The organism is bacterium (assembly GCA_018812485.1).
Classification (GTDB): Bacteria; JAHJDO01; JAHJDO01; order JAHJDO01; family JAHJDO01; genus JAHJDO01.
The window spans coordinates 1-16,938 of sequence record JAHJDO010000170.1; the positions used below are offsets into that span (position 1 = coordinate 1).

A 16,938-nucleotide genomic window follows, 5' to 3' on the forward strand; every position below is an offset into this window, starting at 1 on the left:
CACCGGATCCTGCTGGAGGAATGGGCCTACATCCGCCCCTGGGGCTCAGAAGACGAACGAACCGCCGCCTACGCCGGGTTCATCCACTTCTACAATCACCACCGATCCCACGGAGCGCTCGGCTGGGCCACCCCCACCAGCGTCATCAGGGACAACCTCCCCGCGATGCACACCTAGTCGGAGAAGTCCTCGCCGTACACCGAGCTCTTCACCCGCTCCATGCCTGCGGACGTCGTGAGGACATCGACGAACATGCTGATGAACACGTACGGCGGCACCGCTCGCAGATATCCCGACGCCGTCAGATCCTCCAGCAGGGCCGTCAAGGCGTCGACCCCCGGGCCGAGCGCCGCTTCCGCCTCGGCTTCGAAGTCGAGATGCGTCGACGCCTGCATCATGAGGCGGGTCTGGACCTTCTGTCCCACGATGACTTGCCCGAGCTGAGCGATCAAGGCGAACGGATCGAACAGAGCGTCTTCGAGGGTGACCTCGACCAGAGCGAGGCGATCTACCAGCACAGGCGCCGTGTCGACCGTCTGATGAGGAGTGTCCACCCGGTGCTCCCCATCCTCGACACGCTGGAACTCGACAAGCCCGTCGCATCGCCGAAGGCTCTGCGGCCCTTCCTCAGGGATGTCGGAGACCATGCCCGCCGACTGACCGAGTCACTGGCGCAACTGTCCGGCCGCCTCGATGGGCTGCTCAGCGCCAACCTGGCCCGGGTGACGGTGCGACAGAATGTGATCGCCCAGAAGGTGTCCGCCTGGGCCGCCATCGCTGCTGTGCCCACGATCATCGCCGGGATCTACGGGATGAATTTCCGGCACTTCCCCGAGTTGGGCTGGCTCTTCGGCCTGGCCATCGTGGTCATGGTCGTGGCCGCCCTCGGCCTGAGATGGCACTTCCGGCGTATCGGTTGGCTCTGACCGAAGACGACCAGATCTCGGCGGGGACCCAGTGTCATCAGGTCGATGATGTACTCCAGGTTGACGCGAATCGTTCCCGCTCGTCGAGACGCCGGATTCCCATTCGTCACTTGCGAAACCCAAGGTGAGCCGGCGCATGGCACGCTGGCGTCGGCGCGCAGCTCTCAGCCCTCGTGCTCATGACGCGAGTCCCCGACGTACCATGGAGCAATGGCAACATCGGCTTCTCGCGGCGGCATTGCCGATCGTGGCGCGATCTGTGCGCGATGTTCGGTTCGAGTCCAGAGCTCCGCTGCCTTCTGTCCCAATTGTGGCGCCCGTTTCGCATACCGCTGTGATCGTTGCGGGGCAGTCGTACCCGTGCGGGATCGTTTCTGCGAGGCTTGCGGTCGCGAATCGATGGGTCCGGGGGCGGGGATACCGGCGGTCGAAGCGGCAGAATGGGTAGCGCTGTTCCGCAGTTTGGGTTGGCGTGAGCTGGCGATCATCGACCTATTCCGCCAAGCTGCGAGTTCCGGGATCCTCTACGGCGTTCCCACTCCTGTCTCTGACTACCTGATCGCTGTGCCAGTCAACGGCCGACCCGGGAACCCATCCCGGGTGGTCGTGAACGGCGTGGTCCGAATCGATACCCGACGCCGGGAGCCGTCCCAGTCCCGAGCGCGCGACATGCTTGCGCGGGGTCCGGCGGCGATCAGGACCGACTTCGGCGCGCTGCTCGTCACCCGCAAGAGCATCGTGTTGTGGACCCCAGATCCGTCCACCATTGAGCTGTGGTCGATGTCCGATATCCGGGAGTACGAGGCTCAGCGCCAGTTGCTCCGCTTCTCGGATCGACTCGACAACCACATCGAGATCGTCGTGTCGTCCGCGCTTTCGAAAGGTCGCGCGGTGTTGGCCCTCGCCGACTGGATGTTCGGCGACGACATAGTCACCCGCCTCACTTGGAAGGCACAGATCGACCAACGCCTCCATCACGATGGAGAGCTCGCCACCGCCCTTCACCTTCTGATAGCAGCAGCATCAATTGCAACCTAGGAGACCCCGATTGTTCTCTTCAACCGCCCAACAGGAGTGCTTCAATCGGCTCACCTCGATCCTTAGGAGCGTGTGCGGGGCGGGGGCAGTGGACATCGACGACGTCGATCCGGTCCTTTCGACAGCGAGCGGCGATGTCGCCATCCAAATCCACGTGTTCCCATGGCAAGAGAATGACGCTCTCGTCAATCTGATGGCTGTCAACAGGAGTGACGACCGGAGCGTGTCGCCTCGGGAACTCATGCGGAAGAGCTTCAACATCCCGATGGGTGGCTGGACGGAGGACGACGAGGGCCGAATAGTCTTCCGGTACTCATTCCTCGGATCGAGCCTCACCCACGAACTCGTCGACGAAGCGCTCCGAATCGCTATCGCCGAAGCACAACAGCTCGATGATCCTGATGGCTCGGCCGGACCGTTCTCCGCTGAAGACATGGGCGACACTGTCGCTGTCGAACAGCAGATGCTCATGGCCTTCGTGAAGGCCGATGACGCCCAAGCCGAGCACCAGGTCATGGAACGCTACCCGGCACTGAGGAACGCCCAAGCTCTAGAACTCCTAGCTCGGCTCATCGATGAGGCACGACAGGCAGGCTCCCACGACCTCGCACAGGTCTTCGAAGCCAAACGAACCCGGCTTCGGATCCTCCAAAGCGGCATCTAGGCAACGCGAATCCCCCTAGCTGCCTGCTACGCAGCGCTAGACCATCGACGTGCAGGACGTTGTTTCGGCAGTGGCGGCTCGCTTCCCGTACAGGACCACGGCACCAGGACCGGCGACCGCCAAGAGCTTCTCTCCCAGCGATACAGCGACGACCTGTGTCCGGGGGTCAATCCCACTCCTCCTCTTGCACGACTGACCCTATTTGTGATGCAACCTCCGACGTATAGTCTGTTGAGGTGACGTACCCTGCCTGCCATTCCGCGGTGCTTGATGATCAGGGTGCTTGCGCAGGTCGCGCAGCATTGGTCACCCCACCCTCCACGGGTGCCACATCACGGTCGCTGGCTGCCTTCCGTGTGGGTTCCGCTCCGTCCCAATCGAGACGTCTTGCCCCCCCTGTGGCGCGCCCTCGGTACCTCCCCGATTCGAGATGAGCGCTAGTACCGGCCGCTGCCCTCGGTGTCGAGCATCTGAGACATCGACCGAGGGGGTCTGCATCGAGTGCGGTATCTCGATCCTCGGGGATAGAGCCATCGGAGTAGCCAACCGATGGAGAACGCTCGGTTGGCCTGCGGCGATGGTCGTAGCCGTTGCTGTCCTCGTGGCCGAGACGGGTATCTGGGCGTTCGCGTTCGGGGGTCCCCAGATTGCATCCACCGTTGGAGCCGTGGGCACGGATGGTGGTGTCGTTGGCGACGCCGATTCGGCGAGAGTAGAGGTACCTCCAGGATCGGTGTCGGCGGGCACCTCCATCAGGATCATTGTGGGCGGCTCAGGTCCCCAGATCGAGCCCGAAGGCATTCAGTTAGCCGGCGATGTCGTTACGTTCGAGACCGTCAGCGGAGCCTTGACCGGTGACGTGACTGTGGAGGTTCCGTTCGATCCAGCCAGAGTCGGCGGTGGGCCCGGTGAGGTGGATGTATTTGCTGTGGTCTATACCGACGAACTTGGATGGATTCCGGCACTCGGCGAAGCGGACTGGGAGGATCGAGTCGTCCGTGTGAGAACCGATCACTTCTCAACATGGCAGGTGTTGTGGTCTCGAGCCACTCTCCCGGTGGGAGCGGAGCTCCAACCCACCCCAGACGAGATGTCCCGCCAATACGTAGCACTCGGTGATTCGTTCTCCTCCGGTGAGGGCGTGGAACCCTTCCACCTCGACTCGAGCATCCCGCTGGTCGACGAGTGTCATAGGTCCACGAGTGCGTACCCCGAACTGCTGGCATCCGCGCTCGACCTCTCGATGGTGACCCGCGCCTGTAGTGGTGCAACGATTTCAAACGTGTCCCGCGGGGGCAAATGGCGAGAGGCCGCACAGGTCAAGTGGCTCTCCGATGACACCCAGATTGTGACTGTGACAGTCGGGGGTAATGACGTACCGTTCGAACAAGTCATCCTCACGTGCCTCTTCTCAGACTGCATCAGTCCGGCGCGATCGGCATGGCGAAGAGACATCGAGGCGAACGTCGAAGGTGTGGAGAATCGCCTGGAGGAGCTGCTGTCGAAAATCAGCAGTAGAGCACCCAACGCCAGGGTGTACATCATGGGCTACCCGCACATGTTCCCGAGGCGATCCGAGCGAGCCTGTCTCATCGAGTTCAATCCCAACGAACGGGAGTGGTTCTGGCGGTTGACGGAGACCCTGAACGACAGGATCTCCTCCGCTTCTCGCCGATCGGGAGTGATCTACGTCCCGCCCCCTGACGACTTCGCTGGTCATGAGGCCTGCGGGTCACAGGGAAGCTGGTTCAACGGGCTGATCGTCAGTCCCGACAAGTATCGCTATTCGCTGCATCCCACGGGTCCGGGTCATGAGGCCATGGCTGAAGCTTTCGCTGATGCCACAAGGAGCAGCCTGCCAGCATCCACACCGACGACGCTTCCCACGGCAACGACGACCACCTTGGCGGAGACCACCACCACGATCTCCGATCTGGAGCGGTGTCAGAGCCTCTGCGCAGGCATTGAGTGCATCGCGAACTGCTGGAAACTCGATCCCGGAGGGATCGGTCCCATCCGGGTTGGGATGTCACTCAATGAGGCAATCGCCGCATCGGGCTTCAGTGACGACACCTTCGGCGCTGTGGTCAACAAGCCCTTCGGTGACGCCTGCTATGACGTGGAGACCGACCTCGGATTCCTCCTAGAGATGCGTTACGACCGGATTACAGCGATCTACCTGGCTCCGCAGGGGTACATCGACCAGGAGACCCGAGAGGGAATCCGCTTGCGGAGTACCGAGGAGGAGGTCCTGGCCGCGTACGGGGACCGCCTCACCATCGACATCCACCCCTACGTGGAAGGCGGGTTGTGGCTCTTCGCCGACTTCGGGGACCAGGGCATGGTCTTCGAGACCAATGGTGCCGGGCTCGTGACCGGCATCATCGCCGGCGAATCCATAGGGGTAGAAGGGTGTCTCTGATACGTACCGCGCTCGGCCGGCGACCGGCGACAACGCCAGGAAGGCGTCGTTAGGAATCGATCTCGGTGAAACGGGCCAGAGCTTCGGCCCAGTTGACCCAATGACCTCGCTCTGGCGAAACCTGTGGCATGACCACTCCGAAACTGAGGTCAATCTCCTCGGAGGCCCGGTCGGCGGAGCAGGCGAGTCTTCGAGCATCTAGGATCCGACCCAGCGATGCAGGCTACCAATGACTTCTAATCACCGAGCTCCGGTTGGCGAGTCGCTGCGGAGCCTGGACCGGCGCGCAACTCAAGCTCTCTTCCCGTCGGGACTCCGACCGACGACAGACCAAGTCGGCTTGAACAAGACGGTATCGCTGGCGACCTTGTTGCTCCCTCTCCTTTTCGTTATCAGTCTGTTCCCAGTCGTTGCGCCACTCTTCGCCATCGATGCCACACGGGTGCTCTACGTGAGCGAACGTTGCCTGCAGCCTGGCTGTGACGAGGACTTCAATGGCGTGCGCGGAGCAGCGGTCTTACGACGCGATGGCAGCTATCTGACGCTCGGCGCCGATCGTGGTAGCGCGTTGCTCGTGCTCGATCTTGGGGAGAATCGAGACGATGTTCGCGTGCTCGGCCTCGAGGTGGGAGACTCCGAGTTCCATCTCACGCGGTCGGAACGGGAGGCTGCCGGTGCTTGGGCACTGACCGCGGCAGATGGAACGGTGACCGGCGGGTTGCAGTTGCTACAGGGCCGCTACATTATCGTCCCACTGCCCGATGGCATGGATCCCGGTGTTTGGCGGGTTCTCGATGGGGGCGGTGCGACCCCCGCTCAGGCTACTCCACAGGATCAAATGGCCGGCATCGGTGCGGTGCTTCGGCTCTCTTCACCCTGGGTGTTGCTCGTGGCGATCTCCCTGAGCGCTCTCGTCTTTGTCTCGGCTTCCCCTGGATTGATCTGTGCTGCCGGGCGGGGTGTTGGCACCGTCATTGCACTTGGCCTGTTGGCTCCTCCCTTCGCTGGTGCAGGCATACGGACCCTGGGGCGATGGGCACTCTCGACTTCGTATCCCAGCGTGATACCGATACTGACGAACCTGCTCGGGTTCCTTCTCGGCGTTGGGGGGCTTCTGCTGGCGCGCTGGTGGGCGGGACGGATAGCAGGGACGTGGACTGACAGGAGATCTGTCTCGGGTTCCGCCAACTTGTTGGGGACACGACTGCTCGCCGTGGTTCTCACCCTGTCCGCTGTTGTTGTTTCGACGGCAATGGGGCTGTCAGCGGTTCTGCGGTTCTTTCCGGGCCTGGCCTTCTGACGCTTTCTTGATCGCGTCTAGATGCTGCCGTACCCATCGTCCGACGGGGGTCGCCGCGGCCGTTGCCGATGGTGTGTCTGCTGATCGTCTCTCAGCCCGCTGAAGCGAGATTCTATCTCGGTCGCTCGCGGTCTGCTGGGTGCACCTCCGCGCGGTTCACCGCAGCCGGGGCACTCGACCTGGCCTGACCTCAAGAAGCTCTGGCACTTTGGGCACCGCGGTGAAGTGAACCGTGTGATGATCCAGATTGCTGCCAGGCCGATGTTGACCGGCAGCCAGATCGTCCAGAGAATGTACGTCTTGCCGATCGAACTGAGGCAGTCGAGTAGATCTTCGGGGGGAAGGCAGGCACCGATGACTCCGCCTCCCCCCAGCAGCAGAAGGATGAGTACGACCACATTGACGCCGACCCACACCCACGTGATCGGACGGATCTTGGCGATCACCGTTCCTCCTTGTGGTTCGGCGAATCAATCACTCCTTGCCGAAGGTTCCCTCTCGCAATCTGATGAATCGAAGGGCGCCGGCTATGTGGGGGCTTCTAACCAATGTGACCGACAGGGCAGGCTGGTCTTCGACGAGGGCTGCGGCTTCCGCTGGTCCGAACATTATGGGGTCGGTCATGCCGTCGCCGATGTCGAGGATCTGGAGGTCTTGTGGACGGACGAGGTGGGTCATGGGGTCGTTGCGTGACATCGCCAGGAGAGGCCGAACGTCGCTGGCGGCAGTCCGCCAAAGGTGCTGGATGAGCCCGGACCTCTTGTCGGACCTCTCCTTGCGGCCGAGCGGTGGGTCGACAAGAAGGCCGCGCGAGGCGAGGTGTCTGCGGTAGGTATCGACGCGGTCCTTGGTTGCCTCCTTCACATGCTCCGCCATCCCGTCGTCTCTGGCGCCGAGTGCGTTCGCTCGGGATGAGTCAATCACCTGCCTGACAATCGCCGCATAGTCCGACCAAAGCACCTCGACTATTTCGAGCACTGGGGCTGCAGGCTCAGGGGACCCTGGTCCGGCGTCGGGACTCACCGCCTCGGCGGCGGCCGCCAACGATGCGGCGAGATTGAGGGCGTATTGGCGGAACCGTCGGCGCTGATCGCCGAGGACCCAGTTCTCGTAGATCAGTAGCCGGGCGCTATCGATCAGTCGTGTTCGGCTTCCCTTCAGATCACACTCGTCCAAGGACCGTTGCCAGCGGATCCTCCAGCGACGCCACTCGATGTGGTGGCCGGCGAGTATCAATGCTGTGGCGGGAAGCACGAGGGCACAGCTGACAGGTATCGGGGGCCGAAGCCCTGCACCGATGAGCAGCCCGATAGGGAGTCCAACGGCGAGTGCGATCAGCAGGGGTCCGGCCCCGTAGATCTCGGTTGGGAAGGCGTAGGAGGTGTTGTCCGCATGGCGAGGCAGGAATCTGCTGAGGGCCGTTCCGAGCACGAAGGCGAGGAAAAAGGCGATCGGAGCACCCCAGGCAATTGGCCAGTGGAAGTCCCATGTCCCTGATGCAACGGCGGCCAGGAAGACCGCAAGCAGACTCATGGGGTGCCAGAACTCCACTGGGGGCGGCTCGGTAGCCTCCATCGCTGCGAGTTGCTTGTCGGGGAGGGCGCTTTCGATGAGCGCCGCAGCTTGCTTGGGTGCGAGGGGAGTTCCTTGTGCCGCCAACTTCAGAACACGCGAAGCCACCGCAAGAAGCGGTTTGCCATCTTCGAGATGGGCGAGACTCTGGTCCTGAATCGCCTGGGCAGCATCGAGGGCCGCTGCCTGATCATCGAACTCTCCAAACGGGTCCGTGATACCAAGGTAGTGCAGAGCATCCGAGACGGTGTTCGCCTTTGAGGCGTCCACGCCGGCCACGGCGTTCTTCAGAGACTCCTTGAGGTGCGCCAGGGCTCCCACTGCGTCTCGGATGGTCCCTTTGAGCTCCTCGGGGTCGAATGCCCAGGCAGGGCGGTTCTCCACCAGATCGGCAGTGAGGTCTTCGACGATCTCGATGCGGTCGTCGGCTTCATCGATGAGTGGTCTCAGGATGCCGCCGGTGATGAAGAACCGATTCTCTGGATCGCACTCAGGAAAGCGCTCAAGGAGCCAGCGATCTGACACGACGTCATCGAAGCCGACGGTGGCGCCGTCTCCGACGATCGTTTCGGCGACGTAGCGGTCGGCCGCAGCGATATTCACCGTGTAACTGCTTCCGACACGGATCGCCTCCATGCCAACGGTCAGTGGGCGCCGCCACTGGCCCACGACCTCTCGTACTTTGTCGAAGACCTCCGGTGTCGCGAGAGCGTCCATGAGCACCTCGGTCCTTGATGTGTCTTCGCCAACAGCGATCTGGTCCGCAGATAGGGAAGGCGGTTCGTAGAACACGCCGATCTCGTCAGCGACCCAGATCACGGGCGTGCGCAGAGACGAGAAGAGCCCGTCCGGTACCACCAGTGCGTGATCACGGGCGCCAGCATTGCGACCGATGATGAGCAGGATGGTCGATCTGACCGAGGCTGCGCCAGCGATCATCTGGATGTGCCCGAATTCCGACATCACGGTTGTGGGCGAGGCAACTATGAGCACCCGCCCCACACCGACCGTTGAGGAGGTCGCAGTGAGAGCGGCCTGGTTCCTTTGGATCTCCAAGAGAGCGGACTCATCGAACTTCTCGCCGACCTGTCCAACATCCAGCGTGATGACGACCTGGTCAATGGCACCTGGCATCAGATTCACGTCTGCTGCTCGTAAACCGCAAGGAGATCGGCGAGGTTTCGGTACCCGTTCGTCGCCTCGAACCGGTGCTTGAGTGTGGTGGGGTACAGGTCCGTCCAGAAGCTCAGGTAGTGGCTCGCCATATCTTGGCGGTCTTCCTCGAGCTTGTTGAGAATGCCCCGCAAAATGCTTGGCTGCAACTTGGCGACATCGAGAAACCTAACGAAATCCTCGCTTGGTTCCACGAAAGTGCGCGAGGCGATCCATTGGGGGTCGGTGCCGGTGATGATCGAGGAACAGATGTCCCGGTCGAGGTCCGAAGCTGTCATGACGAACGTCTCGTAGGCGTCAACGACACTCGCCCAACCCGAGGCCTGGTCATATGAGTGGAGCCCAAGCTCGATTGCGCGCACTTGCTCGCGGAGTTCGAGATGGGGTCGGATTCTCAGAGTCGTCGGGTTCTCGACGTCGGGCAGGCATTCGACGAGTCCGGACCACAGAGCGAGCAGAATCCGGTTGAGAATGAACGCGCGTGGAGCGGGGGTGATCTGCAGTGATCTTTGGGCGTAGCCGAGCCGCTGCCTCCAGTACAACTTATCGAACTCAAGCGGGCGGATCGCTGCCTGCGTCCAGAGACCAATGAGAAGCCGTATCTCCCTCACCTCATCGAGACCCAATTGTGTCCTGTGCATCACAACGGACAGCATCTCGGACTGGTTGGGGGCGAGTTCGGCATCCTTGATCTCGGGGATGTTGGCCTTGAGGAAGCCCTCGATGGTATCGCTCTGGGCATCGGCTGGATAGGAGACGAGCATCCGCAGACGCCCTGGTCCGCCTGGGCCTCCAGGAATAATGGCCTTGGTGACCAGCTCACCCAAGTCCGCCATGAGTTCCTCGGGAGGCTCGCCCTTGATGGCGGCCTTGAGGTCGGCTTGCAGGGACGGGAGCATTGGCCCGCGTGCCGGATCCTGGAGCGCTGCTCGGACTGCCGAACGGACCTTGTCCTGCAGGTAGGACACGGCCGCCTCAGCAGAGTCATCGAAGAGAGACTTGAGTACGGGCCGCCAGCCGCTTTGGCCGCCGATGGCATCAGCGATGACGCTCTCGAAGATCTTGGCCTCGTTGACGGTCCCAAGCTGTCGAACCTCGCGGATTCTCTCGACGGTCTTGTTGTAGAACTCATACAGACCGGTCTCGGGGTTTCCCCTCGGGAGCCGGTACCGGACAAGGCGCCTGTTTTCATACAGTTTGGCGCCCCGGCTGAACTGGTTGGCATCGTCAGTCTCCACTCTGGTGAGGGCGACACAGAGCTGGCCGAGCTCGTGCTCAAGGCTACGAACGGTCTGCTGCCAGTTGGGTTGATGTGCTTGCCAGTGGTTCGACCAGAGATTCTTGACGCTCCAATCGAACCAATCGTTCTGGTCCAAGATCGCGGCTTGAACGCTGTGGTGTCCTGGCTTGAGTTTGAGCAACCCGAAGAACCGATCCCGGAGGTTGTAGGGAATCGGCGGTGTTGAGGCCACGAAATCGGCCTCGGAGGAGATCGAGCGCATTGACCAGTTGAGCCAACCGTCCAGCCCCCCCTTGCTGGCGCCCTTGAGCCCTGTGTGTCCTGAGACAACCCTCTGGGCTCGGAACGGGTCCACCCCCTCCGACATGACACCCACCAAACCATCGCGGTACCAAAACGCCGCCACATCCCCTACGCGGATCCGAACGTCCTCATCGGCCTTCTGCAGTTGCTCGACGATGACATCCGCACGGTCGTTGAGTTCCTCGCTAATAGCTGCCGCACCGGTTCTCTCAATCACGTTCTGGATGCCGTCCGCGCTCCTGGAGCGGAGTTCTCTCAGCGTGGTTGCGTCGACAAACCGTGAGATCAGTCCTCTATTGTCCTCATCGATCCCGGGGGCCTTCAGTTGAGCGACCGCCCTTGCTAGAAGGTGATCACCGATGATCGAGACGATCTTGTCGTGCGGTACCTCGAGTGAAGCCACCACGCTCGAGGACACGCCTCGGCGGCCGATCCCGCTCTGGGCAGGGTAATCCCGCTTGATACCCTCATTGATGAATCGGCTGGCAAATGACGTCTGGGCGGCCGCCGTGTTGTTGTCGTCGGCCTGCTGCACTGCTTCGGTCCCCGAGAGTGCCACGACGAGTGACGAGACCGAGTCGTACATGTCTTCGGAATCAACTCCGGCCGGAAGCGAGAACACGAACGCTGTTGGGATGGTCGCCGGCTTCATCCACATTGTCGACAACGTATTGCCATCGTGGTAGGCCAACTGGAGGTGCTGTCGGTTCTCGTCGAGACCGCTGTTGTTGTTGTCAACGAGGGAGAACAGGTCGATAAGCGCGCGGGCGCCGTTCAGCCTCAGCAGCCTCAAGTCATCGGCGTCCACACCTGGGATGATCGATGGAAGCATGACGAGGGGATAGATTCGTACCGTCGCCCCCTGCAGGGTCGTTTCGTAGACGTGGGAGATGTAGTACAAGAAGTCGTAAAAGACCCCGCAGCCGGTTCCCCCCGCGACGGAGAACCCCACGTACACGTCGTAGGTGGATGGGGGTGGGTTCTGTGCGAGTTGATGCAGTTGGCCGCGAGCAGTTCCGCTCGCCTGCCGAACGACGGCCCCCTCGATGGCCGATGCGATCGAGTTGTAGCCGCCGTACCTGACGAGTGTTTGCCACAGAGCGGCGCGGCCCGCCGTGGGGAATTGACCGGCACCTTTGGTGAGAGGGGCGACGGGAATGTCGCCTGGGGGGATCCAGCTCTTGATGGCACTGGGGACGCTGGCACGCAGACTGGCGGCGCACTCGGAGTAGGAGGCCTCCTTGGCGGGAGCGAGATCGGTGATGACCGATATGTTCTTGTCCGTGGGACTGAGGCGCCGCAGGACCCTGTTGATGTCCTCTTGGTCGTAGTCGGCGTACACGAATTGGACAGCCTCTGGCAATTCGAAGGGCCGGAGTCCCTGGAGGCCCTTGTCGGTGAGAGCGGTGCCGTCAGGTCCGCAGAGTTCCTCACGGAACCGGCGCTCGAGGATGGAACCGAGGTGTAACCCCGTTCCTCCAAGACCGACGTACAGAATCGGGTTGTAGATGCGCATGATGGGTCGCTCTCCTAGATGGCGCCGTAGCCGTCGTCCGGCTTCTCTGGCCCCCTGCGGGCGGGCTTCGTCGTTGTTGTGGTGCTAGAGCTATTGGGAATCCTGGTCGACGATCGTATCGATGGCGTTGACCGGTTGGGTGATCTCAGAATGCGGTCCTTCGTCTTCTGGTCAGCCCGCACGACGATTGAGAGACCCTCGCCGATCTCGATCGGTGATTCGAGTGTGATCCGAAGGGGCCGGGCCTTTGGCACATTGAGTGTGAGCCCCTCGTTTCGTGTGGCGCGAACGATCAGGGCGTTCGGTGCCTTGGGGGACACCTCTTTGAGTTCCGGGGAACCCCCGGCGTTTCGCGAGATGAAGGCGATCTGGTGCCGGTGTTTGCGGCGGGCCTTGAGCGACTCACTCTCAATCGTGCCGCCGGTCTCGTTCTCCCCAACAGCGGTGATCGCGATTCCGTTGATGGGGATCCGGTTTCTTTGCTGAAGGATCCGCGCCACGATCAGGGCCGCCCCTAGGAGGATGAAGCCGAACAGGAACTTCCACCAGTGCTTCGCCCAGAAGGACGGCGGCGCCGGTGGGGGTGGCGGGGGTGGTGGTGTGGAGACATCGAAGACGATCGTTCGGCTGGCCACGACCTCCTGATCAGGGAGGGTTCTGGCTTGTAGTTTCAGGCTCACCTGACCGTCGGCCGTCCCTTCCCCCACTTGGAGAGTGAATGAGTGGTCGGAGACGCCCGAGGGTATGTCGAACTCGAGTGGTTCCAGAAGCTCCAGGTTGGCGCCGGCGGCATTGCTGTCGGAGATCCCGATGCGAACGCGCCTGGGGTCGCCTTCATTGACAGCAGACACGGTCCCGGTGATCGATTCTCCCGGGGCCATCGCAGTGGGCGGGTCGATCTCGAGACCGACATCGAAGATCGGGGCCGTTGGCGGGTCGACTCGGAAGAATACAGGCCTGGAGTCCGGTATGAGGCCTCGACCGGAAACGGTGCCCACGATCTGACCGTCGCCCTGGTAGTCGTCGGCGATGGAGACGAACCCTGAGTAGACCCCATCGCCGGTCTGTCGATCCCCGGACATCCCATCGTCGCGGAGGGCAATCGATGTGTCCGGTAGGTTCTCAAGTTGGGCGGTGGCGGTGAAGGCGAGCCCTTCCAGGGTGTCAGCGTCCAAGACGATCTCTCGCCTGGTCCTCAGCCTGAGCTCAACGAGCAATTCGCTGCCTTGACGGGGTGCTTGCGGGTCGATGTCAATGAGCGCCGTGACGGCGCCGACCCACAGAGCCCTCGCCCCGATGAACTGGGTCTCAAGACCTTCTGGAGCCGTGAAGGACACCTTCCACGATCCTGGGATTGGGTCGGTGACTCTCAGTACCTCCGAAGTCCCGGTCTCGGCGGTCGAGTGGTTGAAGACCTGCCCGTCGACGGATCCTTGGCGGGGGGCGGGCGACCCGTTCGGCATGAGGAACTCGATCGTCACCCGGGCGTCGCCCCGGATTGCCGTGATGGTGACATCGGTGGCTATGGGAGGGATCTCGAGGGTGCGCACGACGGTTTCCCCCGGATTCACCTCCGGCGGTCCTGTGGATTCCTCGACATCGCCGCAGGTGGATCCGGCCAGGGCATCCAGGAGAATCGAGTCCAGATCGTTGAGATCGGTGACGACTTGGGCGGATGGCGTTGTTGAGATGGGATCTGAGCAGCGGGGGTCGGCAGGTGCAGATCCCCCGGCCAGGCGTTGGAGCTGCCCGATGTCTGCTGACCCGAAGCCGAGGGGCCAGACTTGGATGCCGGCCTGTTCGGCTCTCGGCAGGAGGTCCTCTTCGATGATCCGCCACGCCTCCTCGTCGCGGTCTCTCGAGCCGTAACTAGGGCTGTTGTGAACGTCGAGGACGCCGTCGGTGAAGAGGAATACAACCTTGCGGTAATCGGAACCGTCGCTGGCTCGCTCCCCTTCGAGGAGTTCGAGGGCGTGCTCGAGAGCAGCTGCGTGGTCGGTGTCGTTGCCTTCTTGTATTGATCGAGGGTGGACTTTGTCGAGACAGGCGCTCAGCAACCGGCTGCTATCGCCTGAGCTCGGGGTGAAGGCGCAGTACTCCTGTACGGCGTTCTGCCCTGTCGTGTTCGAACTGCCGAACCCGACGACGGCGATCTGTGAATTCCCAGAGGGGTCTGCCAGCGCGAGGTACCCGGCGGAAGAGATCTCGGCGGCCACGTCCTGCTCTGAGAGGCTCCCTGATTCGTCAATGAGCAGGACGATCAATCCCGGGGGAATCTCAGAGGCGTCGTCGGTGTCAGCGGCTGCTACACCTGCTGCTAGGGGACTGACCAAAAGGACGACGACGGCTAGAAGTCCAGATGCTCGCCGGACAGTTTGCCTGGCCACTTGCGCCCTCCCTCCGTGGTACCGGACTCTACCAACATGGCCGGAGGTGTGACCGGGAGACCCGATCCCCCCGAACTGAACCAGGAAGCACCCACCAAGGGGAAGGGTCCGCCGTCTCACTTCATGCGACTACTCCTGCTCGCTCCTCGAGATCCCAAAGGCCACCTCCGAAGCGGCGCCGACGTGTGGACCGGACCGTCGGTGCCGCTCACGAACGTAGCGGTCGGATCGGGTACCGTCAGAAGCGATCACCAATCAAGGACTCGGAAGTGCAAACTGACTTCGCCGCACGCAGATCAGGTCGGTTCCAGAGAGCCGTCTTCGCCTGCACCCTTGTCATCGCAATCAGCGCGGCGTGCTCGACTCCTCCCAGGTCGGCAGCGGTGATCACCGTTCCACCGGCACCCACCTCCTCACCTTCGACATCCCTCCCGCCCCACTCCACCACCGAGACACCGGTCCCACCCAGCACGACTGCTCCGAGCACGTCATCGACAACGACAGCGCTTACAGGTGACGCTGAGACGGCGACGGTCATCACCGTCCTCGACGGCGACACCTTCGATGTGTTCATGGGCGGTCGGCCGTATCGGGTCCGGTTGGTCGGGATCAACGCTCCCGAGAGCGGGGAGTGTTACGCCGATCAGGCGACCCGGGCTCTCGCCGATCTGATCTCGGACCGGACCGTCGTCTTGAGCATGGATCGGAGCGAGACTGACCAGTACGAGCGGCTACTTCGGTATGTACGAGTCGACGGGTCGCTGATCAACCTCGAGTTGGTGGCAACCGGTGCCGCCTGGGCGGTGTGCTATCCGCCCGATTGCAGGCTGGACCTGATGCTCGAGGAGGCCGAGAGAACGGCCCAGAATGCTGAACTCGGGTTGTGGGCAGCGGAGGCTTGCGGCCCCGCCGAACCACTCGGAGACGCCATGTCCTTCAGCGCCATGCAATGCGACGCGCCCGGCAGCGACAACGACAACCTCAACGCAGAGTGGGTGGAACTCACAAACATGGGTTCCAAACCCATCGACCTCTCCGGGTGGATGGTAAGGGACGGAAGTTCCTCGAACCGATACCGCTTCCCGGACGGGTTCGAGATAGCACCCGGCGCCCCCGTCCGGCTCTACACCGGTGCCGGGACCGACACCCCAGACTCCCTGTACTGGGGGAACACGGGAAGTGCGGTGTGGAACAACGATGGTGACACCGCCTACTTGATCGATCCAGCCGGCAATGTCACGACGCTGCGGGAGTGCTTGCCATAGATCGCCACTCGGTCGGGTCAGCGACTAGGGTTGCGTGGCGCGACACTAGTTCGTTCGCGTAGGCCTCGAGAGCAACGGCCCTCTTCTGCCTGCCTCGGCGAGCGCCTCGGTTGCGGCCTCGACATTGGCCAGAATCGTCTCGACTTCAGCCTTCTGCTTCTTCGTGAGGTGTCCAGCTCTCTTGGCTGCCTCGAGGATCCCCGAGGCTGCCGAGAGTTGCGCGCGGTCGCCCGCAGCAGCGCGCACGACAGCGTCTAGTTCGTTCGCGTAGGCCTCCAGCGCATCGGCCTCCTTCTCCAGCCGCTGTGCTTCAGCCTCGTCTGCGGCCTTGAAGGCGTCATCAGCGGCCGCCAGAATCGCGTTGATCTCAGCCTTCTGCTTCTTCGTGAGGCGTCCAGTTCTCTTGGCTGTCTCAAGGATCTCCGAGATTGCCAAGAGGTCATCCTCGGGCAAGCCCTCTTCTCGCAACCCCTCAATGAATTCGTTGGAGGTCATGCCTCAAGCGTAATCACGGGGCGAGCCTTCTGCCACCACCGCCGGAAGAGCGTGGTAGCGCTGACGACGTTCCACGGCATGCCCCCGTAACGTGCCATCAGGATCAGACGAGATTCTGGGTTCGTCTTCACCAGGCCCGATGGAACACACCTCCGCACACGGAAACCATCTCGAAGCGATTCGCCAAGGATGTGAAGAACTCCGGTGTTCGCAGAATCAGGCTGCACGACCTTCGTCACACCTTCGCCACCACCGCATTGGCGGCCGGAGAGAATCCCAAGGCGATCTCCGAGGCGCTCGGACACAAGAACATCGAGATCACCCTGACAACGCACTCACACCTCCTACCGGGCATCCACGCCCAGACCGTTGCGAACGGTCGGATCATTGCTCTACAGGGGATTCGAGGCCGAACGTGACTATCCGTGTGATTCCTAGACACCATCACCGGGGCCGGAGTCGCCCCACAACGCAGAGAACCCCTGATTCCTCAAGGGGCCTCCTTCGTAGCGGGGGCGGGATTTGAACCCGCGACCTTCGGGTTATGAGCCCGACGAGCTACCAGACTGCTCCACCCCGCGGTGTGAGCCGGGATTGTACCAGCGGCCCGAACCCAGCGGGAATCCGGCTACGACCC

Annotated in this window: 14 protein-coding genes and 1 tRNA gene; 8 read left to right on the top strand and 7 right to left on the bottom strand. The window is 62.3% G+C overall.

Annotated features, from left to right (window positions below; genetic code table 11):
- On the top strand, window positions 1-177 hold a 177-nt coding region (locus KKC91_12900), incomplete at its 5' end, for an integrase core domain-containing protein (GenBank protein ID MBU0479438.1).
- Here KKC91_12900 and KKC91_12905 read toward each other — a convergent pair.
- Complete coding sequence (locus tag KKC91_12905) at window positions 174-398, bottom strand: hypothetical protein (GenBank protein ID MBU0479439.1); 225 nt, start codon at window positions 396-398, stop codon at window positions 174-176. The two genes, KKC91_12900 and KKC91_12905, sit on opposite strands and share 4 nt — an antisense overlap.
- On the opposite strand from KKC91_12905, the gene KKC91_12910 reads away from it, so the two are divergent.
- The 5 genes from KKC91_12910 (at window position 378) to KKC91_12930 (ending at window position 6,350) form a co-directional block, all read left to right on the top strand.
- Window positions 378-926, top strand: a complete 549-nt coding sequence (locus KKC91_12910) for a hypothetical protein (GenBank protein MBU0479440.1) — start codon at window positions 378-380, stop codon at window positions 924-926. The genes KKC91_12905 and KKC91_12910 overlap by 21 nt on opposite strands.
- Before the next feature lie 210 nt (window positions 927-1,136).
- Entirely contained in the window at window positions 1,137-1,964 is an 828-nt protein-coding gene (locus tag KKC91_12915; protein MBU0479441.1) for a zinc ribbon domain-containing protein, read from the top strand.
- A gap of 10 nt (window positions 1,965-1,974) precedes the next feature.
- Window positions 1,975-2,628 (top strand): hypothetical protein, encoded by a 654-nt coding sequence (locus KKC91_12920; protein ID MBU0479442.1) that lies wholly within the window; start codon window positions 1,975-1,977, stop codon window positions 2,626-2,628.
- Window positions 2,629-3,205: 577 nt separating this feature from the next.
- Window positions 3,206-5,050 carry an SGNH/GDSL hydrolase family protein gene (locus KKC91_12925; protein MBU0479443.1) on the top strand — a complete coding sequence of 615 codons (1,845 nt, stop codon included), beginning with the start codon at window positions 3,206-3,208 and terminating at the stop codon, window positions 5,048-5,050.
- Between the two features lie 340 nt (window positions 5,051-5,390).
- The gene (locus tag KKC91_12930; protein MBU0479444.1) at window positions 5,391-6,350 is read left to right on the top strand and encodes a hypothetical protein; all 960 of its coding nucleotides are present in this window, start codon (window positions 5,391-5,393) and stop codon (window positions 6,348-6,350) included.
- A gap of 474 nt (window positions 6,351-6,824) precedes the next feature.
- Here the strand turns inward: KKC91_12930 and KKC91_12935 are convergent, their stop codons facing one another.
- The 4 genes from KKC91_12935 to KKC91_12950 all read right to left on the bottom strand — a co-directional run bounded on the left by KKC91_12935 (window position 6,825) and on the right by KKC91_12950 (window position 15,115).
- A complete protein-coding gene (locus KKC91_12935; protein ID MBU0479445.1) occupies window positions 6,825-9,056 on the bottom strand; it encodes a hypothetical protein in 2,232 nt (743 codons plus the stop codon).
- Between the two features lie 5 nt (window positions 9,057-9,061).
- Window positions 9,062-12,154 (bottom strand): tubulin-like doman-containing protein, encoded by a 3,093-nt coding sequence (locus KKC91_12940; GenBank protein MBU0479446.1) that lies wholly within the window; start codon window positions 12,152-12,154, stop codon window positions 9,062-9,064.
- Between the two features lie 14 nt (window positions 12,155-12,168).
- Window positions 12,169-14,541, bottom strand: coding sequence for a VWA domain-containing protein (locus KKC91_12945; protein ID MBU0479447.1), 2,373 nt, complete (start codon window positions 14,539-14,541; stop codon window positions 12,169-12,171).
- Window positions 14,542-14,779: 238 nt separating this feature from the next.
- Window positions 14,780-15,115, bottom strand: coding sequence for a hypothetical protein (locus KKC91_12950; GenBank protein MBU0479448.1), 336 nt, complete (start codon window positions 15,113-15,115; stop codon window positions 14,780-14,782).
- 25 nt (window positions 15,116-15,140) lie between these two features.
- Here KKC91_12950 and KKC91_12955 point away from each other — a divergent pair, with 25 nt between their 5' ends.
- Window positions 15,141-15,806: a lamin tail domain-containing protein gene (locus KKC91_12955; GenBank protein ID MBU0479449.1), complete on the top strand. Its 666-nt coding sequence runs from the start codon at window positions 15,141-15,143 to the stop codon at window positions 15,804-15,806.
- A gap of 45 nt (window positions 15,807-15,851) precedes the next feature.
- Here KKC91_12955 and KKC91_12960 read toward each other — a convergent pair whose 3' ends face one another.
- Window positions 15,852-16,301: a hypothetical protein gene (locus KKC91_12960; protein ID MBU0479450.1), complete on the bottom strand. Its 450-nt coding sequence runs from the start codon at window positions 16,299-16,301 to the stop codon at window positions 15,852-15,854.
- Here KKC91_12960 and KKC91_12965 point away from each other — a divergent pair.
- The gene (locus KKC91_12965; GenBank protein ID MBU0479451.1) at window positions 16,286-16,720 is read left to right on the top strand and encodes a tyrosine-type recombinase/integrase; all 435 of its coding nucleotides are present in this window, start codon (window positions 16,286-16,288) and stop codon (window positions 16,718-16,720) included. The two genes, KKC91_12960 and KKC91_12965, sit on opposite strands and share 16 nt — an antisense overlap.
- Before the next feature lie 88 nt (window positions 16,721-16,808).
- Here KKC91_12965 and KKC91_12970 read toward each other — a convergent pair.
- Window positions 16,809-16,882: transfer RNA gene (locus KKC91_12970), tRNA-Met, on the bottom strand.
- Window positions 16,883-16,938: the final 56 nt, after the last annotated feature.